This window comes from Lysobacterales bacterium, from assembly GCA_016703225.1.
Taxonomy (GTDB): domain Bacteria; phylum Pseudomonadota; class Gammaproteobacteria; order Xanthomonadales; family Ahniellaceae; genus JADKHK01.
The window spans coordinates 264,209-284,733 of the sequence record JADJCM010000010.1; the positions used below are offsets into that span (position 1 = coordinate 264,209).

Annotated in this window: 25 protein-coding genes and 2 pseudogenes; 15 read left to right on the plus strand and 12 right to left on the minus strand. The window is 66.1% G+C overall.

Translation table 11 applies throughout. From position 1 onward, the window contains the following. Positions 1-78: 78 nt before the first annotated feature. Positions 79-1,086: an EF-P beta-lysylation protein EpmB gene (gene epmB, locus IPG63_19650; protein MBK6729373.1), complete on the minus strand. Its 1,008-nt coding sequence runs from the start codon at positions 1,084-1,086 to the stop codon at positions 79-81. Positions 1,087-1,189: 103 nt separating this feature from the next. Between epmB and efp the strand changes: the two genes are divergently transcribed. The 6 genes from efp to IPG63_19680 are packed head-to-tail and all read left to right on the plus strand — an operon-like array spanning position 1,190 to position 6,226. Beyond that, positions 1,190-1,756 (plus strand): elongation factor P, encoded by a 567-nt coding sequence (gene efp / locus IPG63_19655; GenBank protein ID MBK6729374.1) that lies wholly within the window; start codon positions 1,190-1,192, stop codon positions 1,754-1,756. A gap of 19 nt (positions 1,757-1,775) precedes the next feature. Next, positions 1,776-3,101, plus strand: coding sequence for a TRZ/ATZ family hydrolase (locus IPG63_19660; GenBank protein ID MBK6729375.1), 1,326 nt, complete (start codon positions 1,776-1,778; stop codon positions 3,099-3,101). 1 nt (position 3,102) lies between these two features. Next, complete coding sequence (gene ubiG / locus IPG63_19665) at positions 3,103-3,807, plus strand: bifunctional 2-polyprenyl-6-hydroxyphenol methylase/3-demethylubiquinol 3-O-methyltransferase UbiG (protein ID MBK6729376.1); 705 nt, start codon at positions 3,103-3,105, stop codon at positions 3,805-3,807. Further along, positions 3,797-4,453: an HAD-IA family hydrolase gene (locus IPG63_19670; GenBank protein ID MBK6729377.1), complete on the plus strand. Its 657-nt coding sequence runs from the start codon at positions 3,797-3,799 to the stop codon at positions 4,451-4,453. The genes ubiG and IPG63_19670 overlap by 11 nt, the downstream gene beginning before the upstream one ends. 4 nt (positions 4,454-4,457) lie before the next feature. Further along, complete coding sequence (locus IPG63_19675; protein ID MBK6729378.1) at positions 4,458-5,216, plus strand: hypothetical protein; 759 nt, start codon at positions 4,458-4,460, stop codon at positions 5,214-5,216. Positions 5,217-5,251: 35 nt separating this feature from the next. Continuing rightward, positions 5,252-6,226: a GTP cyclohydrolase I FolE2 gene (locus IPG63_19680; GenBank protein ID MBK6729379.1), complete on the plus strand. Its 975-nt coding sequence runs from the start codon at positions 5,252-5,254 to the stop codon at positions 6,224-6,226. Positions 6,227-6,305: 79 nt separating this feature from the next. On the opposite strand, the gene IPG63_19685 is transcribed toward IPG63_19680, so the two are convergent. Continuing rightward, on the minus strand, positions 6,306-6,662 hold the full coding sequence (locus IPG63_19685; GenBank protein ID MBK6729380.1) for an HU family DNA-binding protein: 357 nt from the start codon (positions 6,660-6,662) through the stop codon (positions 6,306-6,308). Between the two features lie 126 nt (positions 6,663-6,788). After that, positions 6,789-7,253: a hypothetical protein gene (locus IPG63_19690; protein ID MBK6729381.1), complete on the minus strand. Its 465-nt coding sequence runs from the start codon at positions 7,251-7,253 to the stop codon at positions 6,789-6,791. Here IPG63_19690 and IPG63_19695 point away from each other — a divergent pair. Next, on the plus strand, positions 7,243-7,557 hold the full coding sequence (locus IPG63_19695; GenBank protein MBK6729382.1) for a hypothetical protein: 315 nt from the start codon (positions 7,243-7,245) through the stop codon (positions 7,555-7,557). The genes IPG63_19690 and IPG63_19695 overlap by 11 nt on opposite strands. A gap of 57 nt (positions 7,558-7,614) precedes the next feature. After that, positions 7,615-8,052, plus strand: coding sequence for an Hpt domain-containing protein (locus IPG63_19700; protein MBK6729383.1), 438 nt, complete (start codon positions 7,615-7,617; stop codon positions 8,050-8,052). An 18-nt stretch (positions 8,053-8,070) separates the two neighbouring features. On the opposite strand, the gene IPG63_19705 is transcribed toward IPG63_19700, so the two are convergent. The 5 genes from IPG63_19705 to IPG63_19725 form a co-directional block, all read right to left on the minus strand. Further along, complete coding sequence (locus IPG63_19705; protein MBK6729384.1) at positions 8,071-8,625, minus strand: Uma2 family endonuclease; 555 nt, start codon at positions 8,623-8,625, stop codon at positions 8,071-8,073. A 69-nt stretch (positions 8,626-8,694) separates the two neighbouring features. Beyond that, a complete protein-coding gene (gene murB, locus IPG63_19710) occupies positions 8,695-9,711 on the minus strand; it encodes a UDP-N-acetylmuramate dehydrogenase (GenBank protein ID MBK6729385.1) in 1,017 nt (338 codons plus the stop codon). Then, a complete protein-coding gene (locus tag IPG63_19715; protein ID MBK6729386.1) occupies positions 9,711-10,739 on the minus strand; it encodes a quinone-dependent dihydroorotate dehydrogenase in 1,029 nt (342 codons plus the stop codon). Before IPG63_19715 ends, murB begins: the two co-directional genes overlap by 1 nt. Before the next feature lie 7 nt (positions 10,740-10,746). Next, the gene (locus tag IPG63_19720) at positions 10,747-11,154 is read right to left on the minus strand and encodes a type II toxin-antitoxin system VapC family toxin (GenBank protein ID MBK6729387.1); all 408 of its coding nucleotides are present in this window, start codon (positions 11,152-11,154) and stop codon (positions 10,747-10,749) included. A 2-nt stretch (positions 11,155-11,156) separates the two neighbouring features. Then, positions 11,157-11,384 carry an AbrB/MazE/SpoVT family DNA-binding domain-containing protein gene (locus IPG63_19725; protein ID MBK6729388.1) on the minus strand — a complete coding sequence of 76 codons (228 nt, stop codon included), beginning with the start codon at positions 11,382-11,384 and terminating at the stop codon, positions 11,157-11,159. A 114-nt stretch (positions 11,385-11,498) separates the two neighbouring features. Between IPG63_19725 and queA the strand changes: the two are divergent. From queA to gltX, 5 genes and pseudogenes are all read left to right on the plus strand, one after another. After that, positions 11,499-12,532 (plus strand): annotated as a pseudogene (gene queA / locus IPG63_19730) (tRNA preQ1(34) S-adenosylmethionine ribosyltransferase-isomerase QueA). Continuing rightward, positions 12,532-13,641, plus strand: a complete 1,110-nt coding sequence (gene tgt / locus IPG63_19735; GenBank protein MBK6729389.1) for a tRNA guanosine(34) transglycosylase Tgt — start codon at positions 12,532-12,534, stop codon at positions 13,639-13,641. The pseudogene queA and the gene tgt overlap by 1 nt, the downstream one beginning before the upstream one ends. 42 nt (positions 13,642-13,683) lie before the next feature. Beyond that, complete coding sequence (locus IPG63_19740) at positions 13,684-14,037, plus strand: type II toxin-antitoxin system VapB family antitoxin (protein ID MBK6729390.1); 354 nt, start codon at positions 13,684-13,686, stop codon at positions 14,035-14,037. Then, the gene (locus IPG63_19745) at positions 14,024-14,425 is read left to right on the plus strand and encodes a PIN domain-containing protein (protein MBK6729391.1); all 402 of its coding nucleotides are present in this window, start codon (positions 14,024-14,026) and stop codon (positions 14,423-14,425) included. Before IPG63_19740 ends, IPG63_19745 begins: the two co-directional genes overlap by 14 nt. A gap of 65 nt (positions 14,426-14,490) precedes the next feature. Then, a pseudogene (gene gltX / locus IPG63_19750) lies at positions 14,491-15,758 on the plus strand (glutamate--tRNA ligase). Between the two features lie 365 nt (positions 15,759-16,123). Here the strand turns inward: gltX and IPG63_19755 are convergent. Beyond that, entirely contained in the window at positions 16,124-16,306 is a 183-nt protein-coding gene (locus IPG63_19755; GenBank protein MBK6729392.1) for a hypothetical protein, read from the minus strand. Positions 16,307-16,689: 383 nt separating this feature from the next. Between IPG63_19755 and IPG63_19760 the strand changes: the two genes are divergently transcribed. Together IPG63_19760 and IPG63_19765 are read left to right on the plus strand one after the other, a co-directional pair. Next, positions 16,690-17,286: a succinylglutamate desuccinylase/aspartoacylase family protein gene (locus IPG63_19760; GenBank protein MBK6729393.1), complete on the plus strand. Its 597-nt coding sequence runs from the start codon at positions 16,690-16,692 to the stop codon at positions 17,284-17,286. 39 nt (positions 17,287-17,325) lie between these two features. Further along, positions 17,326-17,664 (plus strand): hypothetical protein, encoded by a 339-nt coding sequence (locus tag IPG63_19765; GenBank protein MBK6729394.1) that lies wholly within the window; start codon positions 17,326-17,328, stop codon positions 17,662-17,664. Here IPG63_19765 and IPG63_19770 read toward each other — a convergent pair. From IPG63_19770 to IPG63_19780, 3 genes are all read right to left on the minus strand, one after another. Next, entirely contained in the window at positions 17,628-18,014 is a 387-nt protein-coding gene (locus IPG63_19770; protein ID MBK6729395.1) for a hypothetical protein, read from the minus strand. The genes IPG63_19765 and IPG63_19770 overlap by 37 nt on opposite strands. Positions 18,015-18,083: 69 nt before the next feature. After that, positions 18,084-18,752, minus strand: coding sequence for a hypothetical protein (locus tag IPG63_19775; GenBank protein MBK6729396.1), 669 nt, complete (start codon positions 18,750-18,752; stop codon positions 18,084-18,086). Positions 18,753-19,734: 982 nt separating this feature from the next. Next, the gene (locus IPG63_19780; protein MBK6729397.1) at positions 19,735-20,151 is read right to left on the minus strand and encodes a group II intron reverse transcriptase domain-containing protein; all 417 of its coding nucleotides are present in this window, start codon (positions 20,149-20,151) and stop codon (positions 19,735-19,737) included. Positions 20,152-20,525 lie beyond the last annotated feature (374 nt).

The window sequence follows — 20,525 nt, forward strand, 5'->3', positions numbered from 1 at the left end:
AAACGTTCTCAGGCGCCTTTTTACCGTATTCGCGCCGCCCGAGGCCAGCGTTTTGCCGATGGGCGGGCTTGACTGGGTTCAGTCGAACGCGGTTTTCGACGACCGTCCCGGGATCTCGCGCACCAGCTTCGGCACCAGATAGCCGGGCAACTGCGCGCGCAGGCCGGTGGCCAGGTCGCGGACCACGGCGTCGTCCACCTCGAAGTGGGCACTGCCGTGGACGCGGTCGAGCAGGTGCAGGTAATAGGGCAGTACGCCAGCGGCAAACAATGTTTCACTGAGCGCGGCCAACGCCGGCAACGAGTCGTTGACGCCCCGCAGCAGCACGCTCTGGTTCAGCAGGGCCACGCCGCTGTCGCGCAGCGCGCTCAGGGCAGAACGTACCGTGGCATCGATCTCGCGGGCATGGTTGGCGTGGATCACGAAGGCGACCGGCCACGGCAGCCCGCCCAGCCAGTCCAGCAGCTCGCGGTCGATACGCTCGGGCAACACCAGCGGCAGCCTTGTGTGAATGCGCAGGCGGCGCAGATGCGGGATCGCGGCCAGTTGCAGCGTCAGTTCGCGCAGCTTGGAAGTGGCGAGCGCGAGTGGATCTCCGCCGCTCAACAGCACCTCGTGGATCGATGGATCAGCGGCGATGGCGGCGACGGACTCGCGCCAGCCGCCGCGCGCCGCCAGTTCCTCCGCGTAAGGAAAGTGGCGGCGGAAGCAGTAGCGACAGTGGATCGCGCAGCTGCCGGTCGTGATCAGCAGCGCACGGCCCTGGTACTTGTGCAGCACGCCGGGGGCATCGCGTGCAGCCAGGTCGCCGACCGCGTCGAAGCTGAAGCCCGGTGCAACGCGGTCCTCGTCGTCGAGCGGCAACACCTGACGCAGCAAGGGATCGGTGGCGTCGCCCGGACGCATGCGCGCGACATAGCCGCGCGGAACGCGCAACGGAAAGACGGCGCGGCCCATCTGTGCCAATCGTCCACGCAGTGCCGGCAGGCCGAGCACGTCGAGCAGTTCGTCGGGATCGGTGATGGCTTCGCGCCAGAGCTGTTGCCAGCCCGTAGGCTGCAAGGAGCGGGGGGTTGTCGGTATCATGCGCGCCCTGTCGCCGAACGCTCAGCGTACGGACCTTTGAAACTCTCGGGACTTTTCATTCTAGCCGCATTCCCGATGCGGCTCTTCGCACTGGAGTATTGGCATGGCCAGCTATGGCATGAACGACGTCAAGAACGGCATGAAGATCATCGTGGACGGTTATCCGTGCGTGATCACCGCCACCGAGTACGTGAAGCCGGGCAAGGGTCAGGCTTTCACCCGCGTCAAGTACCGCAACATCAAGAGCGGCCGCGTCGTCGAGATGACGATGAAGGCGACCGATTCGCTCGAAGCGGCCGACGTGCTCGATACCGACATGGAATACCTCTATGGTGATGGCGAATTCTGGCATTTCATGGACCCGACCAGTCATGAACAGGTCAGCGCCGACGCATCGGCAATGACCGAGGCGGTGAAATGGTTGAAGGGCAACGAGATGTGCATGGTCACGTTGTGGAATGGCGCACCGCTGGTGGTCACGCCGCCAACCTATGTCGAACTGCAGATCGTCGAAACCGATCCAGGCGTGCGTGGCGACACCTCGGGTGGCGGCGGCAAGCCGGCCAAGCTCGAAACCGGCGCCGTGGTGCGTGTGCCGCTGTTCGTGCAGAACGGCGAAGTGCTGAAGTGCGACACCCGCACCGGCGAATACGTCTCGCGCGTCAAGTAGTCCTGCAGCGAGCGTCGGCATGGACCAGATCGCGATCGACCTGCTGATCGAGCCCGAGTGGGTGATTCCGGTGCAGCCGCAGGGCGTGGTGCTGGAGCAGCATGCGGTGGCGGTGCACGACGGCCGCATCGCCGCCGTGTTGCCGCTCGGCGATGCGCGCGCGCGCTACGCCGCACGCGAAGTCGTGGCACGACCCGGCCACGCGTTGATCCCGGGTCTGGTCAACAGCCATTGCCATTCGGCGATGGTGTTGATGCGCGGTCTCGCCGACGATCTGCCGCTGATGACCTGGTTGCAGGACCACATCTGGCCGACCGAGGCCCGCTTCGTCGGTGCCGAGATGGTCGCCGACGGCACCCTGATCGCCGCCGCCGAACTGCTGCGCGGCGGCGTTACCTGCGTCAACGAGATGTACTACTTCCCGGAAGTGGCGGCGGCGACGTTCAAGCGCGTCGGACTGCGCGCGGGTATCGGCCTGACCGTGATCGAGTTCCCGACTGCGTGGGCCAGCCACGCTGCCGAGTACATCGACAAGGGCCTCGCGCTCGCCGATGAACTCAAGCATGAACCGATGCTGCGCGCGGTGTGGGCGCCGCATGCGCCGTACACGGTGTCGGACGCCAGTTTCGAGAAGATCCGACTGTATTCCGACCAACTCGATCTGCCGGTGCATGTGCATCTGCACGAAACCGCGTTCGAGGTCGAGGACGCGCTGCGCCAGCACAAGGAACGACCGTTCGCACGCTTGAAGCGGCTCGGTCTGGTGAACCGCAACCTGATCGCGGTGCACATGACCCAGCTGAGCGAATCCGAGATCGCCCAGTGCGCCGAAGCCGGCGTCAGCATCGCGCATTGTCCGGAGTCGAACCTCAAGCTGGCCAGCGGCTTCGCGCCGATCGAGGCCTTGCGCCGCGCCGGCGTGAACGTCGGCATCGGCACCGATGGCGCTGCCAGCAACAATGACCTCGACCTGATCGGCGAGATGAAGACCGCCGCGCAGCTGGCCAAGGCCGTGGCCCAGGACGCGGCCGCGCTCGATGCGGCAGCAGCCTTGCACATGGCTACGCTCGGTGGCGCACGCGCACTCGGTTGGGACGAGCGCATCGGCTCGATCGAGGTTGGCAAGGACGCGGACCTGGCCCTGATCGCCCTCGACCAGTTCGACACCTTGCCGGTGTACAACCCGATTTCGCAGATCGTCTATGCCGGCAACCGCCGCGATGTGCGCGATGTCTGGGTGCGCGGCGAGCGCAAACTGGACGGCGGCCGGCTCACCGGCTTCGACACCGAACGCCTCGCCGCCACGGCGCGCAGCTGGGGCGTGCGCATGCGCGCGCGGAACTGACATGCAGACCGCCGATCCGCGCGAGATCGCCAGGTTCAACGAGCAGGCGCACCGCTGGTGGGACCCGCAGGGACCGTCGCGTGCCTTGCATGAACTGAATCCCGAGCGGCTGGCGTTCGTGCGCGAGCGTATGCCGCTGGCCGGTGCGCGCGTGCTCGATCTGGGTTGCGGCGGCGGCATTCTTGCCGAGGCGCTGGCCGCGGCCGGGGCGGACGTGCTCGGCATCGACGCCGCCGCCGAGCAGATCGAGATCGCCAAGCTGCACGCGCTCGAATCCGGCGCCAACGTGCAGTATCGGCATGTCGATGCGGAGCAACTGGCGGCGGAACTGCCGGGCGCCTTCGACGCCATCTGCTGCATGGAGATGCTGGAACACGTCGCCGAACCCGACCGCGTGCTGGGCGCCTGCGCGACCCTGTTGAAGCCCGGCGGACACCTGTTCCTGTCGACCATCAACCGCACTGCGCGCAGCTTTGCGCTTGCCATCGTCGCCGCCGAACAGGTGCTCAAGTTGTTGCCGAAAGGCACGCACCGGCATGAGTTGTTCATCCGTCCCAGCGAACTCTCGGCCGGATTGCGTCTCGCCGGTTTCGAGCTGCGCGCGCTGGAAGGACTGCAGTACGACCCCTTCCGACGCAAGTCCTGGCGCAGCGCGGACGTCGGCGTGAACTATCTGGCGCACGCGGAGAAAGCCGTTGCCGGCTAGCACGCGCGCGCTGCTGTTCGACCTCGACGGCACCCTGCTCGACACCGCGCCGGACATGATCGCCGCCGCCAACGCACTGCGTGCCGACGCCGGGCTCGACGCGCTGCCGCTGGCGCGGCTGCGGCCATTCGTGTCCAGGGGCGGGCGCGCATTGCTGGGTGTCGCGTTCGCACACCTTGGCGAGGCAGAACGCGAAGCATTGCTGCAACCCTTTCTGGATTGCTATCGCCAGCACATCGCCGTGGCGACGCGGCCGTTCGATGGCGTCCTCGACCTGATGAGCATCTGCCGCGCGCAGGGCATCGAGCTCGGGATCGTGACCAACAAGCCGGGCTGGCTGACTGACGCGGTGTTGCATGCACTCGATCTGCACCGCGAGTTCGACGCCATCGTCAGTGGCGACACGCTGGTCGAGAAGAAGCCGCATCCGGCACCGGTGCTGCACGCACTCAAGCGTCTGGCGGTGCCACCGGCACAGGCGTGGATGTTCGGCGACGATCGCCGCGATATCGAAGCCGGCCGTGCCGCCGGAACCCGCACTGCGGTCGCCGCGTTTGGCTACATCGACGCCGGCGACGACGTGCAGGCGTGGGGGGCGGATGTGGTCGTGCGCAGCGCCCACGAGCTGATCGCCTACCTGGACTAGGCGCATGGACGCAGCCAAGGTCGACCTGGATGCCGAAGCCTTCATCGCGAAGTGGGCCGACGCCTGGCCGGCTCTGGCGCTGGCGCGATTGTTCGCTTCGCCGGGCGAGTGGCCGTTGCTGCGCGGACGCGTCGGCGCCCTGTTCGAAATCGGCGAGGCCTGCTGGGTGCTGCGCGATGCAACCGTGCGCGAGCACAAACTCGCCTGGTGGCAGGAAGAGCTGACCCTGCATGGGCAGGGTCAGGCGCGGCATCCGTTGCTGGCCGCCGCTCGTGACCTGCAACTGTCGCCCGAGTTGGCCGGGCAGGCGCTGTTTGGGCTGGACGAGTCCGCGCCGGAAGATCCATCGCAAGCGCTCACCCGCATCGTGCGTCTGACCGCGAACTCAGCGGATCCGCCGATCGCGGTGGCATGCACCCAGAGTCTGCTGGTCGGCATGTACCTGCTCGCCTTGCGCGAGGGCCAGCCGAGCGCATTCGCGCAGGCACCGCTCGACCTGCGCGCGCGCCATGCGGTCGCCGGCGCCGAGACCGGGGTAGCGCTGCAGGCGCTGGTGGCTACGCTGGCGAGCCGTTGGCACAACGAATTGCGGTTGCGCTACCGCAGTTCCGCGCGTTCGCACTGGCATGGCGCGCGTGGCCTGCGCGTGGTGTACCAGCAGGCACTGGCGCTGATCGAAGCCTTGGCGGCGGGGCGTGACCCACCGCACGCCGGCTGGCGCAGCGCCTGGTGTGCTTGGCGCGCCGTCGCTGGATTGCGCTGAACCGATACACTGGCGCCCTGGAAGAAGGAATCCGCATGAGCACCCAACCCGCGACGGCGCGATCGCTGCCGGACATCGCCAACGAGGCGCGAGCAGGCGTCGCCGGCCAACTCGACTGGGTCGGCATGGGCGATATCGAACTGCCGGTGCGCGTGGCCGGGCCCGACGGTACGCCGATCCATGCGCATGCCCGCGTCACCGCCTATGTGAATCTGCACAAGCCGGAGGCGCGCGGCATCCACATGTCGCGGCTGTACCTGCTGCTCGATCGCCTGCTCGGTTCGGAAGTGCTGACGCCGTGTTCGGTGCGCAAGGTGCTGCGTGAATTCGTCGACTCGCACGCTGACCTGTCGAGCCGCGCGCTGTTGCGCGTCGCGTTCGACTACATGGTGCGTCGTCCGGCCCTGGTCAGCGACCACAGCGGCTGGAAATCCTATCCGGTGGTGATTTCGGGCCTGCTCGACCGCGGCCAGTTCACCATCGAAACCAGCTTCGAAGTCACCTATTCGAGCACCTGTCCGTGTTCGGCAGCGTTGGCGCGCCAGATCATCCAGGACCAGTTCAAGTCCGACTTCGCGGCTGACGACGGCCTCGACTACGAACGCGTGGTCGCCTGGCTCGGCTCGGAGCAGGGCATCGCCGCGACACCGCACAGCCAGCGCTCCGGCGCCGAGGTGCGGGTGCGCCTGGTGCCGAGTTTCGACTCGTTCCCGCTGGTGGCATTGATTGATCGCGTCGAGGAAGCACTGAAGACCCCCGTGCAGACTGCGGTCAAGCGCGAAGACGAACAGGCTTTTGCGCGCCTCAACGCCGAGAATCTGATGTTCTGCGAAGACGCCGCGCGTCGCATGCAGAAAGCACTCGATGCCGACGAACGCATTGCCGACTTCTGGGTGCGTGCCAGCCATTACGAGAGTCTGCATCCCCACAATGCCGTCGCCGTCGCCACCAAAGGCGTCGCCAATGGCTACAACGCCGGCATGGATTGGGTGGGGGATCTGAAGCGCTGAGACATTGGTGATCGCGCTTCCGGTGCCAGGCGGGTCGCAAACTTGACCCGCGGCGGCAGCGCAGCCGCGGGTCGGTGGCTCAGTTCGCGGCGTCTTTCAGCTTCTTGAGCGCGCGGACCTTGACCTTGGTGGTCGCCGGCTTGGCGGCGAACCACTGTTCTTCCTTGGTGAACGGGTTGATGCCCTTGCGCTTGGGCTTGGCCGGAACCTTGACCGAGGTGACCTTGATCAGGCCGGGCAACACGAATTCGCCAGCGCCCTTGCTGGACACCGACCCGACTGCAGCAGCTTCCAGACCGGCCAGTACGGCCTTGACGTCCTTGGCGGCGACGCCGGAATTGTCGGCGATAAAATTCACCAGCGTCGACTTGTTCATCACTTCTTTCACCGGCTTCGCGGCCTTCGCGGCCTTCGCAGGGGCTTTCTTGATTGCCATGGAATGTCCCGTTTTCTCGTCTGCCTGATTGGCGCCGCGACAATAGCAATTTTTCGGCGCTTGCAGCAGCGGGGGCGATGCGGAAGGAGTCGGGCTTGCGCGCCTGGCCGCTGCCTGAATGGCCTGCTACAAACCGCACGCGGCTGGTAGGGTTGCCAGTTCGCGGAGCGCCAGTTGGGCCATTTGTTCCAAGCCCCCGCAATCCTCCACCGCGGTCGACCCGCTGGCGGGTGCGGACCGCGAGCGGTGAACGCCGGGGAGAACCATGTGATGACGCGAACCAATTCCCACTCGATTTTGACCGTCGGCTTGCGTCTGGTTGCAGCCGGTTACCTGGTGACGACCATGGCCGGCGTGGTCGGGCAGTTTTTTTTCACACAACCCGATGCGGTGGAGTTCGCGCGCCCGATCTGGATCGTGCAGTCGTTTTCCTGCGTGTTCTTCGGCGCCTTGTGGCTGTTCGCAGATCACGTGGCCGGGTGGGGGCTGGCCTCGCGGCACGCTCCGGCGTTCGAGTCCCACATCGATCCCGAGCAGTGGTTTGCGGTTGGCATCGCGCTGATTGGCGTCTGGGGTGATCGTGGAGAACATTGCCAGCCTCGGGTACTACGCCGCACTGAAATGGTCTTTCAGCCGGCGCGAGGCGTACGAGGGCGCACTCGAGTTCGCTGCACAGCAGCGCGCCGAGGTGTTCTCGTGTTCCATCCAGTTCGTGCTTGGACTGTGCATGAGCCTCGGGGCGCGCGGTATCGCGCGTCTGATCCATTCGCTCCGATTTGCCGGTGCGCGTCAGGAAGATCAGCGGCGCTGGGCAAACGCTCCGGCGAGCGCCGCCGACGCACCGGTGCAGGACGCGGAAGTGCCCGCCTCGAAACCCGGCGGCGAAAGCGCTTAACATCCGGGCCTCCGTTTGGGTTCGGTGCGCCGTCTCTTGATCGCATGGTTGCAATCGTTGTTCGACAAGCTCCGGTTGCAGGTCGGGGGCGGGCGGGCGCGGCTGGCGCAGGGTGATGATGCGGATGCGGAACTCCGCGAGGTGTTTCTGATCGAGTTGCGTGAGGTCGCGCATTCGCTGCAGACGGCATGCGCGGACTGGCGCGCCAATCCCGCGGATGCGGATGCGCTCAAGCGACTGCGGCGCGGGTTTCACACGATCAAGGGCTCGGCTCCGCTGGTGGGTGCGGTGGCGTTGGCCGAGTCGTGCCGGCATCTGGAGTCGTTGATGGCGCGCCTGCTTGATCGAACCGCGCAGCCAGCGCCGGAGATGGTGCGCGCGGTGGAGCAGGCGATCCGCTGGCTGCCCGCATGCGCGGATGCGCTGCGTGATGGGCGCGCGCTGCCAACGCAACTGCGTGCGATCGGCGAACAGGTGCGGCGATACCTCGGCTAGCCGGCGGGTGCTCGTGGCCTACCAATCCCAGAATGACGATAGCCCGATGGCGACGGCGTCGAAGGGTTCGGCGCGCATCTCGTCCTGGTCGGCGTGGGTGCCGAGCAGCAGCCAGTGCGCGCCGTCGCGGCGGTAGATCTCGATGGTCTTGGACTGCGGCTCCACGATCCAGGCGTGGCCCACGCCCAGTTGCGCATACAGCGGCAGCTTGAGCTTGCGGTCCTTGATTGCGGTGGCAGGTGAGAGGATTTCGCAGATCCAGTCCGGCACCACTTCGACGGCACCGTCGGGCGTCACCGGCAGGCGCTCGCGCCGCCAGCCGGCCAGGTCCGGCACCAGCACCTGGCCGGACAGGTGCAACTCCGGCTCGACCAGGATCAGCCAGCCACCGGGGCCGCTGCCGCCGCGGTCGAAGGGACCGGAGACCTCGCGCGCGATTCCGGTTTCGATGCGCGAATGCCGCGCGGTCGGGCGTGGCTGGGTGTGCAGCTGGCCGGCGATGACTTCGCCGGTCACATGCTCGGGCAGCCTCAGCAGCGCTTCGTAGTGGGCAGGCTGGATCAAGGCGTTCATGGCGCAAGCTTACTCCGCAGTGCGTGGGCCAGCATCCGGCGCGCCGGGGTCCGGCCGATGCGGACGACCCTAGACCACCACCGGTTCCGGTTCCAGCAGGATGCCGAATCGTTCGCGCACCGTGGCTTGCACATGCTGTGCCACGCGCCAGAGATCGGCGCCGCTGGCCGCGCCGTGATTGACCAGCACCAGCGCGTGTTGTGCGGACACGCCAGCATCGCCGTCGCGATAGCCCTTCAGTCCACACTGGTCGATCAACCACGCCGCGCTGAGCTTGCGGCGTCCTTCGTCGGCGTCGAAGTTCGGTGCGCCCGGGTGGTTCGCGAGCAGGGCTTGCGCGACCTCGGCAGCGACGATGGGATTCTTGAAGAAACTGCCGGCATTGCCGATCACCGCCGGGTCGGGCAGCTTGCGCCGGCGGATTGCGCAGACGGCGTCGAACACGTCGCGGGCCGTGGGCGTGGCGACGCCCATCGCCGTCAGCTCTTCACGGACGCCGGGGTAGCCGATGCGAAGTTCGCCTGCGCGCGGCAGCCGCAAGCGGACGTTGAGGACGATGTAGCGCTCGCGCTCCCCATCGCGCTTGAAGCGGCTGTGGCGGTAGCCGAAGTCGCAGGCATCGTGCTTGAACATCGTGGTGCAGCGACGCTCGCGATCGAACACCTCGACGGCGTTGACGAAGCGCTCGACCTCGACGCCATAGGCGCCGATGTTCTGGATCGGTGCGGCGCCGACGGTGCCCGGAATCAGCGCCAGGTTCTCCAGCCCGACGTAGCCGTGCGCGAGCGACCAGTCGACGAAGGCGTGCCAGCCCATGCCGGCGCCGACTTCGACCAGGTGCGAGTCGCGACCGGGTGCGATCACGCGGATGTGGTCGTCGGTGTAACGCAGTACCAGTCCGTCGACGTCGCGCGTCAGCAACAGGTTGCTGCCACCACCGAGCACCAGCAGCGGCAGCTCGGCGACCCGCGGATCGGCGAGCAGCAGCGCCAGCTCGGCAGGCGATGCGGCTTCGCCGTACCAACGCGCCGCGGCCGCGACGCCGAAGGTGTTCAGCGCCTTGAGCGACACCTGTTCGCGCAGCATCAGCCGCCTCGTCCGCAGCGGATCGCCTCGACGCACTGGCCGATCAGGTCCGGGCCGCGGTAGATCATGCCGGTGTAGAACTGCACCAGGCTCGCGCCCGCGGCGATCTTGGCCTGCGCGTCGTTGCCGCTGAGGATGCCGCCGACGCCGATGATCGGCAGCTTGCCACCCAGTCGCCGCGACATGCCGGCGAGTACCGCGGTAGATTTCGCGAATACCGACGCGCCGCTCAGACCGCCGGTCTCGTGGCCGTAGCGATGTTTGGCGACAGCGGCGCGATCAGTGGTGGTGTTGGTGCAGATCAGCCCGTCGATGCCGGAGGCGATCAGCACTTCGGCGATCGAATCCATCTCGGTTTCGCTCAGGTCCGGCGCGATCTTGAGCAGCATCGGCTTGCGCCTGCCATTGGCGCCGAGTCTCTCCTGTTCCTCGCGCAGCGTGCCGATGAAGCGGCGCAGAGTTTCTTCTTCCTGCAGGTCGCGCAGTCCCTGCGTATTGGGCGAGGAGATGTTGACGGTGATGTAGCTGGCGCGTTCGTACACGGCGCGCAGGCCGATCAGGTAGTCATCGGCCGCGCGCTCGTTCGGCGTGTCCTTGTTCTTGCCGATGTTGATGCCGAGCACGCCGCGGTAGCGCGTGGCATCGAGGTTGCGCAGCAGCGCATCGACGCCGTCGTTGTTGAAGCCGAGGCGGTTGATCACCGCCTGATGTTCCGGCAGGCGGAACATGCGCGGCTTCGGGTTGCCGGACTGTGGCTTGGGGGTGATCGTGCCGACCTCGATGAAGCCGAAGCCGAGCGCGGCGAGCGCATCGACGTGCGCCGCGTTCTTGTCGAGCCCGGCCGCAAGCCCGACCGGATTCGGAAACTCGATCCCGAACACCGTTGTCGGCAACGGCTTCGGCTTGTTCGTGAGCAGTGGATTCATCCCGGTTCGATAGGCCAGTTCGATCGCACGCAGCCCGGCGCCATGCGCGGTTTCAGCGTCGAGCGCGAACAGGAAGGGGCGAGTGAGGGCGTAGAGGGACATGGTTTGCTCAGCTTGGGTTGACCCAGTTCTGCACACGCAGGCCGGGCACGCGCTTGAATTCGCGTTCGTTGTTGGTGACAAGCGTCAGTTCGGATGCCAGCGCGTGTGCGGCGATCCACAGGTCGTTGCCGCCGATGGGCTTTCCGGCAGCCTCGGCTTCCGCACGCAGCGTCGCATAGTGCAGCGACGCGCCCTCCGGGAGCACCAGTGCCGGCACCCAAAGGATCAACTCGGCGATCTCGGCCAACACACGCTCTCGTTGGCGGCTTTTCATCGCGCCGAACAACAGCTCCCCATGAGTGATCGCCGAGATGCCGGCTTCCCCTTGGCGCAACTTCCTGAATCGAGCGAGCACTTCGGCCGGCTTGTGGCGCTGAATGTAGATGCAGATGTTGGTGTCGAGCAGGAAGCGCATATTCAAAGCGGGCAGCGCTTCTGCGGAAGCGGATCATCGCGTTCCAACATGAAGTCGTCGGGCATGTTCGAGAGTATTTCGAAGGCGCGCTCGATGCCCCGATACGGTTCGCGCAGCAGGATGCCGTCGTCACGCCTGACGATCTCCAGGACTTTAGACTTGACCCGGAACTCCTTCGGCAACCGCACGGCTTGCGAATTACCGGACTTGAAAACCTTGGCAGTGGCCATGGCGACCTCCTTGCGTATCTACTTCTAGTCGCGAAAGTATACACGGCAGGGCGGATCACGGAATACGCGAATCGCCCGTCTGCGCGATAATGCGCGGCCCGACTGGGCCCTGCCGTGAAGAAATCCGATTTCCATTTCGAGCTGCCGACTGAACTGATCGCGCAGTCGCCGCTGTCCGAGCGCTCGGCCAGCCGATTGCTGGTGCTCGATGCCGCGGCGGCGCGTTGCGTCGATGGCCAGTTCCGCGACTTGGTCCAACTGCTGCAGCCCGGTGACCTGCTGGTGTTGAACGACACCCGCGTGATTCCGGCGCGACTGTATGGGCGCAAGAGCACCGGTGGCGAGGTCGAGTGCTGATCGAGCGCGTGCTCGGCACGCACGAAGTGCGCGCGCAGATGCGTGCCAGCAAGACGCCGAAGGAAGGCACGCGACTCGAACTCGGTGACGGCGTGCCGGCGACCGTGCTTGGCCGCGATGGCGAGTTCTTCCGCATCCGCTTCGACACCCCCGAACCGCTGGACACGGTGTTGCACCGGATCGGCCAGATGCCGCTGCCGCCCTATATCCACGATTACGATGCCGAACGCGATCGCAGCCGCTACCAGACCGTGTTCGCGCGCGAACCGGGCGCGGTCGCAGCGCCCACGGCCGGGTTGCACTTCGACGCGCCGCTACTCGATGAGCTGCGCCTGCGCGGCGTGAAGTTCGGCCATGTCACCTTGCACGTAGGCGCCGGTACGTTTCAGCCGATGCGCGTCGAGTCGGTGCACGAACACCGCATGCATGCCGAGTGGCTGAATGTCGGTGCCGAGCTGTGCCAGCAGATCCGCATCACGCGCGCGGCCGGCCATCGCGTGGTCGCGGTCGGCACCACGGTTGTGCGCGCGCTCGAATCGGCATCGCGCGACGGTGTCGTGCAGCCGTTTTCCGGTGAAACGCAGATCTTCATTTTTCCCGGTTACCGCATCCGCTCGGTGGATGCGCTGATCACCAATTTCCATTTGCCGGAATCGACCCTGCTGATGCTGGTCTCGGCCTTCGCAGGTCGCGAGCGCGTGCTCGCGGCCTATGCGCATGCAGTGCGCCAGCGTTATCGCTTCTTCTCGTATGGCGACGCGATGTTCATCACACCGCCCAAGGACTCCTGATGCAGTTCACGCTCCACACCACGGACCGGCGTGCACGCCGCGGCCAGTTGCAGTTCGACAAGGGCATGGTCGAGACGCCGGCGTTCATGCCGGTCGGCACCTACGGTTCGGTCAAGGGCATGACGCCGCAGCAGGTGCTCGACATCGGCGCCGAGATCATCCTCGGCAACACTTTCCACCTGTGGCTCCGGCCCGGCACCGAGGTCATCGAGGCGCACGGCGGTCTGCACGGTTTCATCGGCTGGGACAAACCCATCCTGACCGACTCCGGCGGCTTCCAGGTGTGGTCGCTGGCCGAGCGCCGCAAGATCACGAAAGAGGGCGTGCACTTCGCGTCGCCGGTCGACGGCGCCAAGGTGTTCCTGTCGCCCGAGGAGTCGATGCGCATCCAGCGCGCGCTGAACTCCGGCATCGTGATGATCTTCGACGAATGCACGCCGTATCCGGCTACGGAAGCGCAGGCGCGTGCTTCGATGGAGCTGTCGCTGGCGTGGGCCGAACGCAGTCGCGTTGCGTTCGACACGATGCACAATCCGAATGCGCTGTTCGGCATCGTCCAGGGCGGCATGCACGAACCGCTGCGCGCGCGTTCGGCGAGCGGGCTCGCCGCGATCGGTTTCGACGGTTATGCGATCGGCGGCTTGAGCGTCGGCGAGCCGGCGCCGGAGCGCGAACACGTGCTCGACGTGACCCTGCCACACCTGCCCAACGACAAGCCGCGTTATTTGATGGGCGTTGGGCGGCCCGAGGACATCGTCGAGGGCGTGCGCCGCAACGTCGACATGTTCGACTGCGTGATGCCGACCCGCAATGCGCGCAACGGCCACCTGTTCACGCGTTTCGGCAATGTCCGCATCCGCAACGCCAGGCACGAGCGTGACACCGCTCCGGTGGACAAGGACTGCGCCTGCTATTGCTGCCGGAACTTCACGCGCGCCTACCTGCGCCATCTCGACAAGTGCGGCGAGATGCTGTTCTCTACGCTCGCGACCATTCACAACCTGCACTACTACCAGGAGCTGATGCAGGGCATCCGCGCCGCCATCGCCGAACACCGTTTCGACGACTTCGCCGAGGCGTTTTATGCGGCGCGGAGGGAGGCTCGATAGCGTGATAGGCTCGCGCTACACATCCGATGTGTAGAGGCGGCCATGGCCACGAACAAGACTCCGAGATCCGCTGCAGTGTCTGCGGCGAAGCGCAGCCATCAGGTGCGCACGAACATCGTCATCGATCGCGAGTTGGTGGACGCGGTCAAGGAGCGCACCGGCGCGAGGACGGCGCGAGAAGCTGTTCAGCGTGCGCTGGAGCAAGCGGCCGCTCGATTCACGCTCGCGGATCTCCAGGCCATGATCGATCTCGATGCCATTCGTCCCGGATACGATCCGGAGGATCCGACGGCGGAAGATCGCTACGTCCAAAGCGCCGTCGCCGAGCCTGCCGCGGACTATCGTTCCGGGCGAGTCGAGCCATCGAAAAAGCGAAAGCTTGATGATCGTCGATAGTTCGATCTGGATTGATGCGCTCAGCAGGAAGCAGACCGAAGCCACTTTGCGACTCAGGGAGGTCGTGGCGGACGGCGAACAGGTTTCGCTGCTTCCCTGCATCATTCAGGAGGTGCTGCAGGGTTCGAACAATGCCGAGCGCTGGGCCGCATTGGCCGGAATCCTCGCGAAGCTGCCGGTCCTGCGCGTGGCGGACCCCGCGGAGACCGCGCGCAGGGCCGCTTGGATCTATGCGCGAAGCCGCTGGTCGGGCCACACGCCGCGAAGTCCAATTGATTGCTTGATCGCGGCTTCCTGCGTCGAGAGCAGGGAAGTACTTCTGCATTCGGATCGTGACTTCGACGCGATTGCCCGCATCGAGCCCGCACTGAAGGCGGTTCGGGTGTAGCTGCCATTCGGTTCCGGTTCGGTCGCGCTTGCTAGACTCCGCGCCTTGTTCCGGAAGCCCTCCCGATGACCTATCGCACCCGCTTTGCCCCGAGTCCCACCGGCCTGCTGCACCTTGGCGGGGCGCGCACCGCGCTCTACTGCTACCTCGAAGCGCGCAAGCAGAACGGCACCTTCATCCTGCGCATCGAGGACACCGACCGCGAGCGTTCGACCCAGGAATCGGTGAACGCGATTCTGGACGCGATGGAGTGGCTCGGCCTCGATTACGACGAGGGGCCGTTCTATCAGACCGAGCGTCTGGATCGCTATCGCCAGGTCGCGCAGCACCTGGTCGCAGATGGCAAGGCCTACCGGTGCTGGTGCAGCAAGGAACGGCTGGAAACGCTGCGCGAGGCACAGATGGCGAACAACGAGAAGCCGCGCTACGACGGCAAGTGCCGCCATGTTGCCGACGCAGTCGAAGGCGTGGTGCCGGTGATCCGCTTCAAGAATCCGCAGTCCGGCACGGTGGTGTTCGCGGACAAGGTGCGCGGCCGCATCGAGATTTCGAACGAGGAACTCGATGATCTGATCATCTGGCGCTCGGACGATTTCCCGACCTACAACTTCGCGGTCGTGGTCGACGACATCGACATGAAGATCACCGAGGTGATCCGCGGCGACGACCACATCAACAACACCCCGCGCCAGATCAACATCTACTACGCCATGGGCCACGAGCCGCCGGTGTTCGCGCACTTGCCGATGATCCTCGGCCAGGATGGCGCGCGCCTCTCCAAGCGCCACTGGTGCGGTCAACGTGATGAACGTGCCGCGACGACGGTTTTCTGCCGCACGCGTTGCTGAACTACCTGGTGCGCCTCGGTTGGTCGCATGGCGACCAGGAAGTGTTCTCGCGCGAGGAACTGGTCCATCTGTTCGATGTGCGCGACGTGAACCGTGCGCCGGCACGTTTCGACATGGACAAGCTGCACTGGCTGAACCAGCACTACCTCAAGACCGACCTGCCGGAGAAAGTCGCGGCGCATCTGATCCCGCACCTGGAGGACCTCCACTACGCGATGGCGCACGGACCGAAGCCGGCCGAGATCGTGATCGACGCCGATTCCGCGGCGAAGCATCTGGTTGCGGCGCAGCGCCGGCGCTCGAGCTGCGCACGACGCGCTGGCGCGATCGGCGAAGGCGAATGGTCGCCAGCCACGGTGGATGCCGCGCTGCGCGCCGCGGTCGAGAAGATCGGCGTCGGCCTCCTCGGCAAATCGCGCAGCCGCTGCGCGTCGCGATCACCGGCTCGCAGGTGTCCCCGTCGATCGACCAGACCGTGTACCTGACCGGCCAGAAGCGGCGCTCGCGCGCATCGACGCCGCGGTGCGCCACTGCCAGCGCCAGCAGGCGGCCTGAGATGAGTCCGCTGCGGCACGGAGGGCATCAGCATGCGCATGCGCCCGTGGCGTTCGTGCACGCGGTGGAGGCGGCCTGCGCTGCGCGTAGCCTCAAGTTGACGCCGATGCGCGACGCGTGCTGGAGCTGATCGCGGGCCGCGGATCGCCCGGTCAAGGCCTACGAACTGCTCGACCAGTTGCGCCCGGACGTGGGCGCGCTGCGCCGACCCCAGGGTCTACCGCGCGCTCGACTTCCTGATCGAGCACGGCTTCATCCACAAGCTCGAATCGATCAACGCCTTCACCAGTTGCCATCACCCGGCGGAGCAGCACTCGGTGCCGTTCTTCATCTGCGACCGCTGCGGCGTGGCCACCGAGTTCTGCGATTCCAGGGTGGCGTCGATGCTGGTGGCGCACGCCGACTCGCTCGGATTCACGCCGCACGCGCAGACGCTGGAAGTGCACGGTGTCTGCGCATTGCCGGGTGGCGGGCGCATGAGGCCGGGTGCTGGCTGGCGTCTGGTTGTGCGCGGGGCTGGCCGTGGGTGCCCAGGATTTTCCGATCGACGCCAAGCCCGGGCCCCGCGCAGAGCACCAGCGAGCCTGCGCGCGAGGCAGCCGCAGCGCCGGCGGCAGTTGCACCCGCAGCGTTGCCAAAGACGCCGATGGCGGTGGTGGCCCGACCATGGACGCAGTCGCGGTGACGCTGTTGCCGATCATGGCCGCGGGGCCGAAACCACGCCGCTATCGCTGCTCGGTCAGTCGGTGCGCCGGGAACACGCGCCGAATTGCACTGGGCGTCCGGACAAAGTTTTGACGGCACCGTGGTGACCACGCCGGTAATCGTCGCGCACGGGACAACGGCGGGCCGCGCATCTGCTTGACTGCAGCGGTGCACGGCGACGAACTCAATGGCATCGAGATCGTGCGCCGCCTGATGAATGAGTTGGATCCTGCAGGCCTGTCCGGCACCGTGGTCGGCGTGCCGATCGTGAACTACCTCGGCTACGCGCGCGGCTCGCGCCTGCCGGATCGGCGCGATCTCAACCGCTATTTCCCGGGCACGACGAGCGGCAGTTCGGCCTCGCGCATCGCGCACAGTTTCTTCTCTGAAGTGGTGTCGAATTGCCAGGCGCTGGTGGATTTCCATACCCGGATCCTTCGATCGCAAGAATCTGCCGCAGGTGCGCGGCGACCCGCGCATCCCGGCCGTGCTCGAGTTCTCGCGCGGCTTCGGAGCGACCGCGGTACTGCATTCGCCGGGTTCGCGCGGCATGCTGCGCCATGCCGCGGTGGCGGCCGGCATTCCGGCCACATCACCTTCGAGGTCGGGTCGCCGATGCTGGAACCGGCCGAGATCGACCATGCGGTGCAAGCCCTGCACACGCTGCTGCACAAGATGGGCATGACCCGCAGCTTTCGCATGGGCCGAGCCGCAGGCGCTGTTTTACGCGGCCAAATGGGTGCGCTCGGGTAGCCGTGGCATGCTGTTCTCCGAGGTGAATCTTGGCGACCGGTGCGCGTCGGCCAGCGTCTTGGCAAGGTCATCGACCCGGTGCAGAACAGCGAGCGCGCGATCGTGTCGCCGGTGCAGGGCAAGGTCATCGGCATGGCCCTGAATCAGATCGTGCTGCCCGGTTTTGCTGCCTATCACATCGGCGTGCAGACCGACGAGCAGCAGGTGCGCGAGGCCGCCACGAATGACCCGCAGAACGCCGAGGCCGCCGCCGCGGCTGGCGATGAATCGGCGGAGACCGAGGACGGCGATGCCTCGCCGATCGAGACCCGCGCGACGACGAGGACGGCGAGCGCTGAGCCTCAGTGCCCCTGCGCGAATTGCGCGAAGGTGACGTAGTGCCCACCGGGATCGATGAAGCCGGTTTCCTCGGAGCCGTAGAAGGTGCTGCGCCGTGGCATGTACACGGCGTGGCCGGCGAGAGCGGCCTCCACCGCCGCGAGGTCGGGCACTTCCATGAACAGGAAACCGCGGCCGCGCGCGGCCGCGCGCCGCATGTCCGCGGCCAGCGACGCGCAGCTCTGCAGCATCACCTCGACGCCCGCACAGTCGAGGATGCAGAAGCCGAACCGGTCGCCATCCGGCACATCCATCACCTTGACGAATCCGACCGCCTCGAAGAACGGCAGCGAGGCTTCGATGCGCTCGACGAACAGGATCGGGGTGGACTTGCGTACGGTTCTAGACATCGGGGATCTCCGCAGGAGGTGGCATGATGCCCGTCGCCGCGTGGCCGCTGCAAGCCAGACGGCTCGGCGTCAGCGTGCACGCGGCGGCAGCGAGCGCAGGTAAGCCCAGAGCGCGCTCAACTCGATGTCGTCCATGTGCCGCAATTCGCGCCAGGGCATGACCGCGTCGATCGCGCTGCCGTTCGGGCCGCTTGCCTTCGCGTATCGCGCGGAAGAAATCCGCTTCGGACCGGTCAGCAAAGGCCGTTCGCGTGGTGTCAGGTTCGCCGCAGCGATGAAGTCCGGCGGCGTGCCCGGGATGCAGCCGCCCACCAAAAGGTGGCGCCGGCGGCCGATGCAACCTTGGGCGACGTAGGCACCGTAGGCGACGTCTGCTGTCGCTGGCGGCGCTGGTGCGCCACGGCTGGCAAGTGCGTGGTCGATGCTCCCTGCCTTCCACACCGGCAGTTGCCCGAACAGGTACAGCACGCGGCCCAACGGTCCGATGCGGCTTGCGGGCTGGGTCGTGGTCACCGGCGGGAGTTGCTTCAGGTACCCGAACAGTGCGACCACATCCACGTTCGGAAATAGCGCGAAATCCTCCGCGGGCATGACCAGCAGGGGACGGCCGTCGCGAGCCACGGCGTGGCGCAGCGCGTGCTCGAAGCGGGCAAGGTCGTGCGTGGCACGCCGCCCGGGGTCAGGTTCAGCGTGTAGACCACCGTCCACCGGGCCGGCATCGATCATGTGTTCGCCCACATCAACTCCGGGCCGTGGCAGCCAGTGCAGCCGCGAGTGCGCGCGAGGTTGCTCGCCACGAGCGATGCGTTCGGGCGTGACGGTGTCCTCGATCGCCAGGCGAGGCCAATGGGAAATGTCGGTTGCGTGCCTGCTCAGAGCGAAACCACGCGAGTCCGAACACAGATACGGCGAGCACCACGCACAGCGCGGCGAGGCGGATCGAAGAAGAAAACGTAACGGGGTTCTCATCGAGACTCTCCGTCTGGGAAGGTGCAGCCTTGATCGCGACCAGAGACGCGCCTCACGGCACACCCGCACAGATCCGGCGGGCGTGATTGACGCACCGGGCTCCACCTTGGGTGATTGGCGGCAAAGCGCACGCTCGGCCACGGATGGCTGATGCGTGCAGCAGGCAGGTAGTCGGCGGCGATCTGAGTCGTGCGACTCCGGGTAGTGTTGGCCTTCTGACTGCGTCGATTCAAAGTGCGTCGCCAAAGAACGACGACGTGAATTGCCGGAACGCGTCCAGCGCCCGGAAGTTGGTGGGCACCGCAATGGTAGCCGAACCACCCGCGCACGACCTGCGCCAGCCAGCGCCCGCGCTCAGGGATCGCCCAGTGCATGCCGCCGTTTGAACGCTTAACTTTGATCCGCGCCAGCATCGCCCGCGAGCGATCCCGACGCGAATGTCGTTGCAGCTTCGGCTGGAAGCGCCCGTGCAAATCCTCTGCACAAATGTGCGTGAAGCCGAGGAACGTGAACGTCTCCGGTTTGCTCTCGCCCCGCCGTGCGCGAGCCGGTTGAAACGACCAAACTCGAGCATGCGGGTCTTCTCCGGATGCAGCGTGAGCAAGCACGTAGCCAACCGGTCGCTCATCGCCCGACGGAACGCTTCACGGCCTCGTCGCGGTACTCGAAACCGAGCACGATGTCATCGGCACTAGCGCACCACGATCATGCGGCCGCTGCGCGTGGCGTTGCCGCCCCTGTCTGGCCCCCGTCAAACGCATAGTGCAGATAGATGTTCGCCAACAGTGGCGAGATCACCACCTTGCAGCGTGCCTTCCAACGTCTCTCTCTGACCGATCCATCTTCCATGACACCGGCGCGCAGCCATTGCCGGATCAGCTTCATGACCGGGGTCACCGATCCGATGCGCCACGGAACGCAGCAGCCAGTCGTGGTCCACCGTATCGAAGAACCGCTCGATATCGGCATCCACCACCAGTTCACCTTCGCACGATCCGCACTCCGACCGCAGGCATCCAGCGCATCGTGTTGGCCTTTGACCGAGGCGGAATCCATACGAGAAGCCGAGGAAGTCTTCCTCATACACAGCGTTCAACACGCTCACCAGCGCCGACTGCACGATCTTATCTTCCAGCGCCGCGATGCCCAATGGGCGCAGTGCGTCCATCCGCTTTCAGGATGTACTGCCGTCGCGGAAGCCTTCGGTCGATACGTGCCGCGATGCAAGCGTTCATGCAGGCTGCGCAGATTCGATGCTCGATTGGCCTCGTAGTCCCGCCACGTCACGCCATCAATTCCAGCGCCGCATTCTTCTTCAGCGTCAGGAACGCCGCATCAGCAGCTTGGGCGTGACTTGATGCGGATGTGAATCGCTCCTGCCTTTCCTGCCTTGCTCTTTGCCGCACGCGTTGGAGTGACCGCTGCACGCTTTCCCGGCTCTGCGTCCGGCGTGGATCGCTCCGCGCGCGTTCCCCTTGGCCCCAGCCTTCGCTCCATCGACTCCGCACTCGTCCCGAGCTTGTTCGCCGACTTCATCGCTAC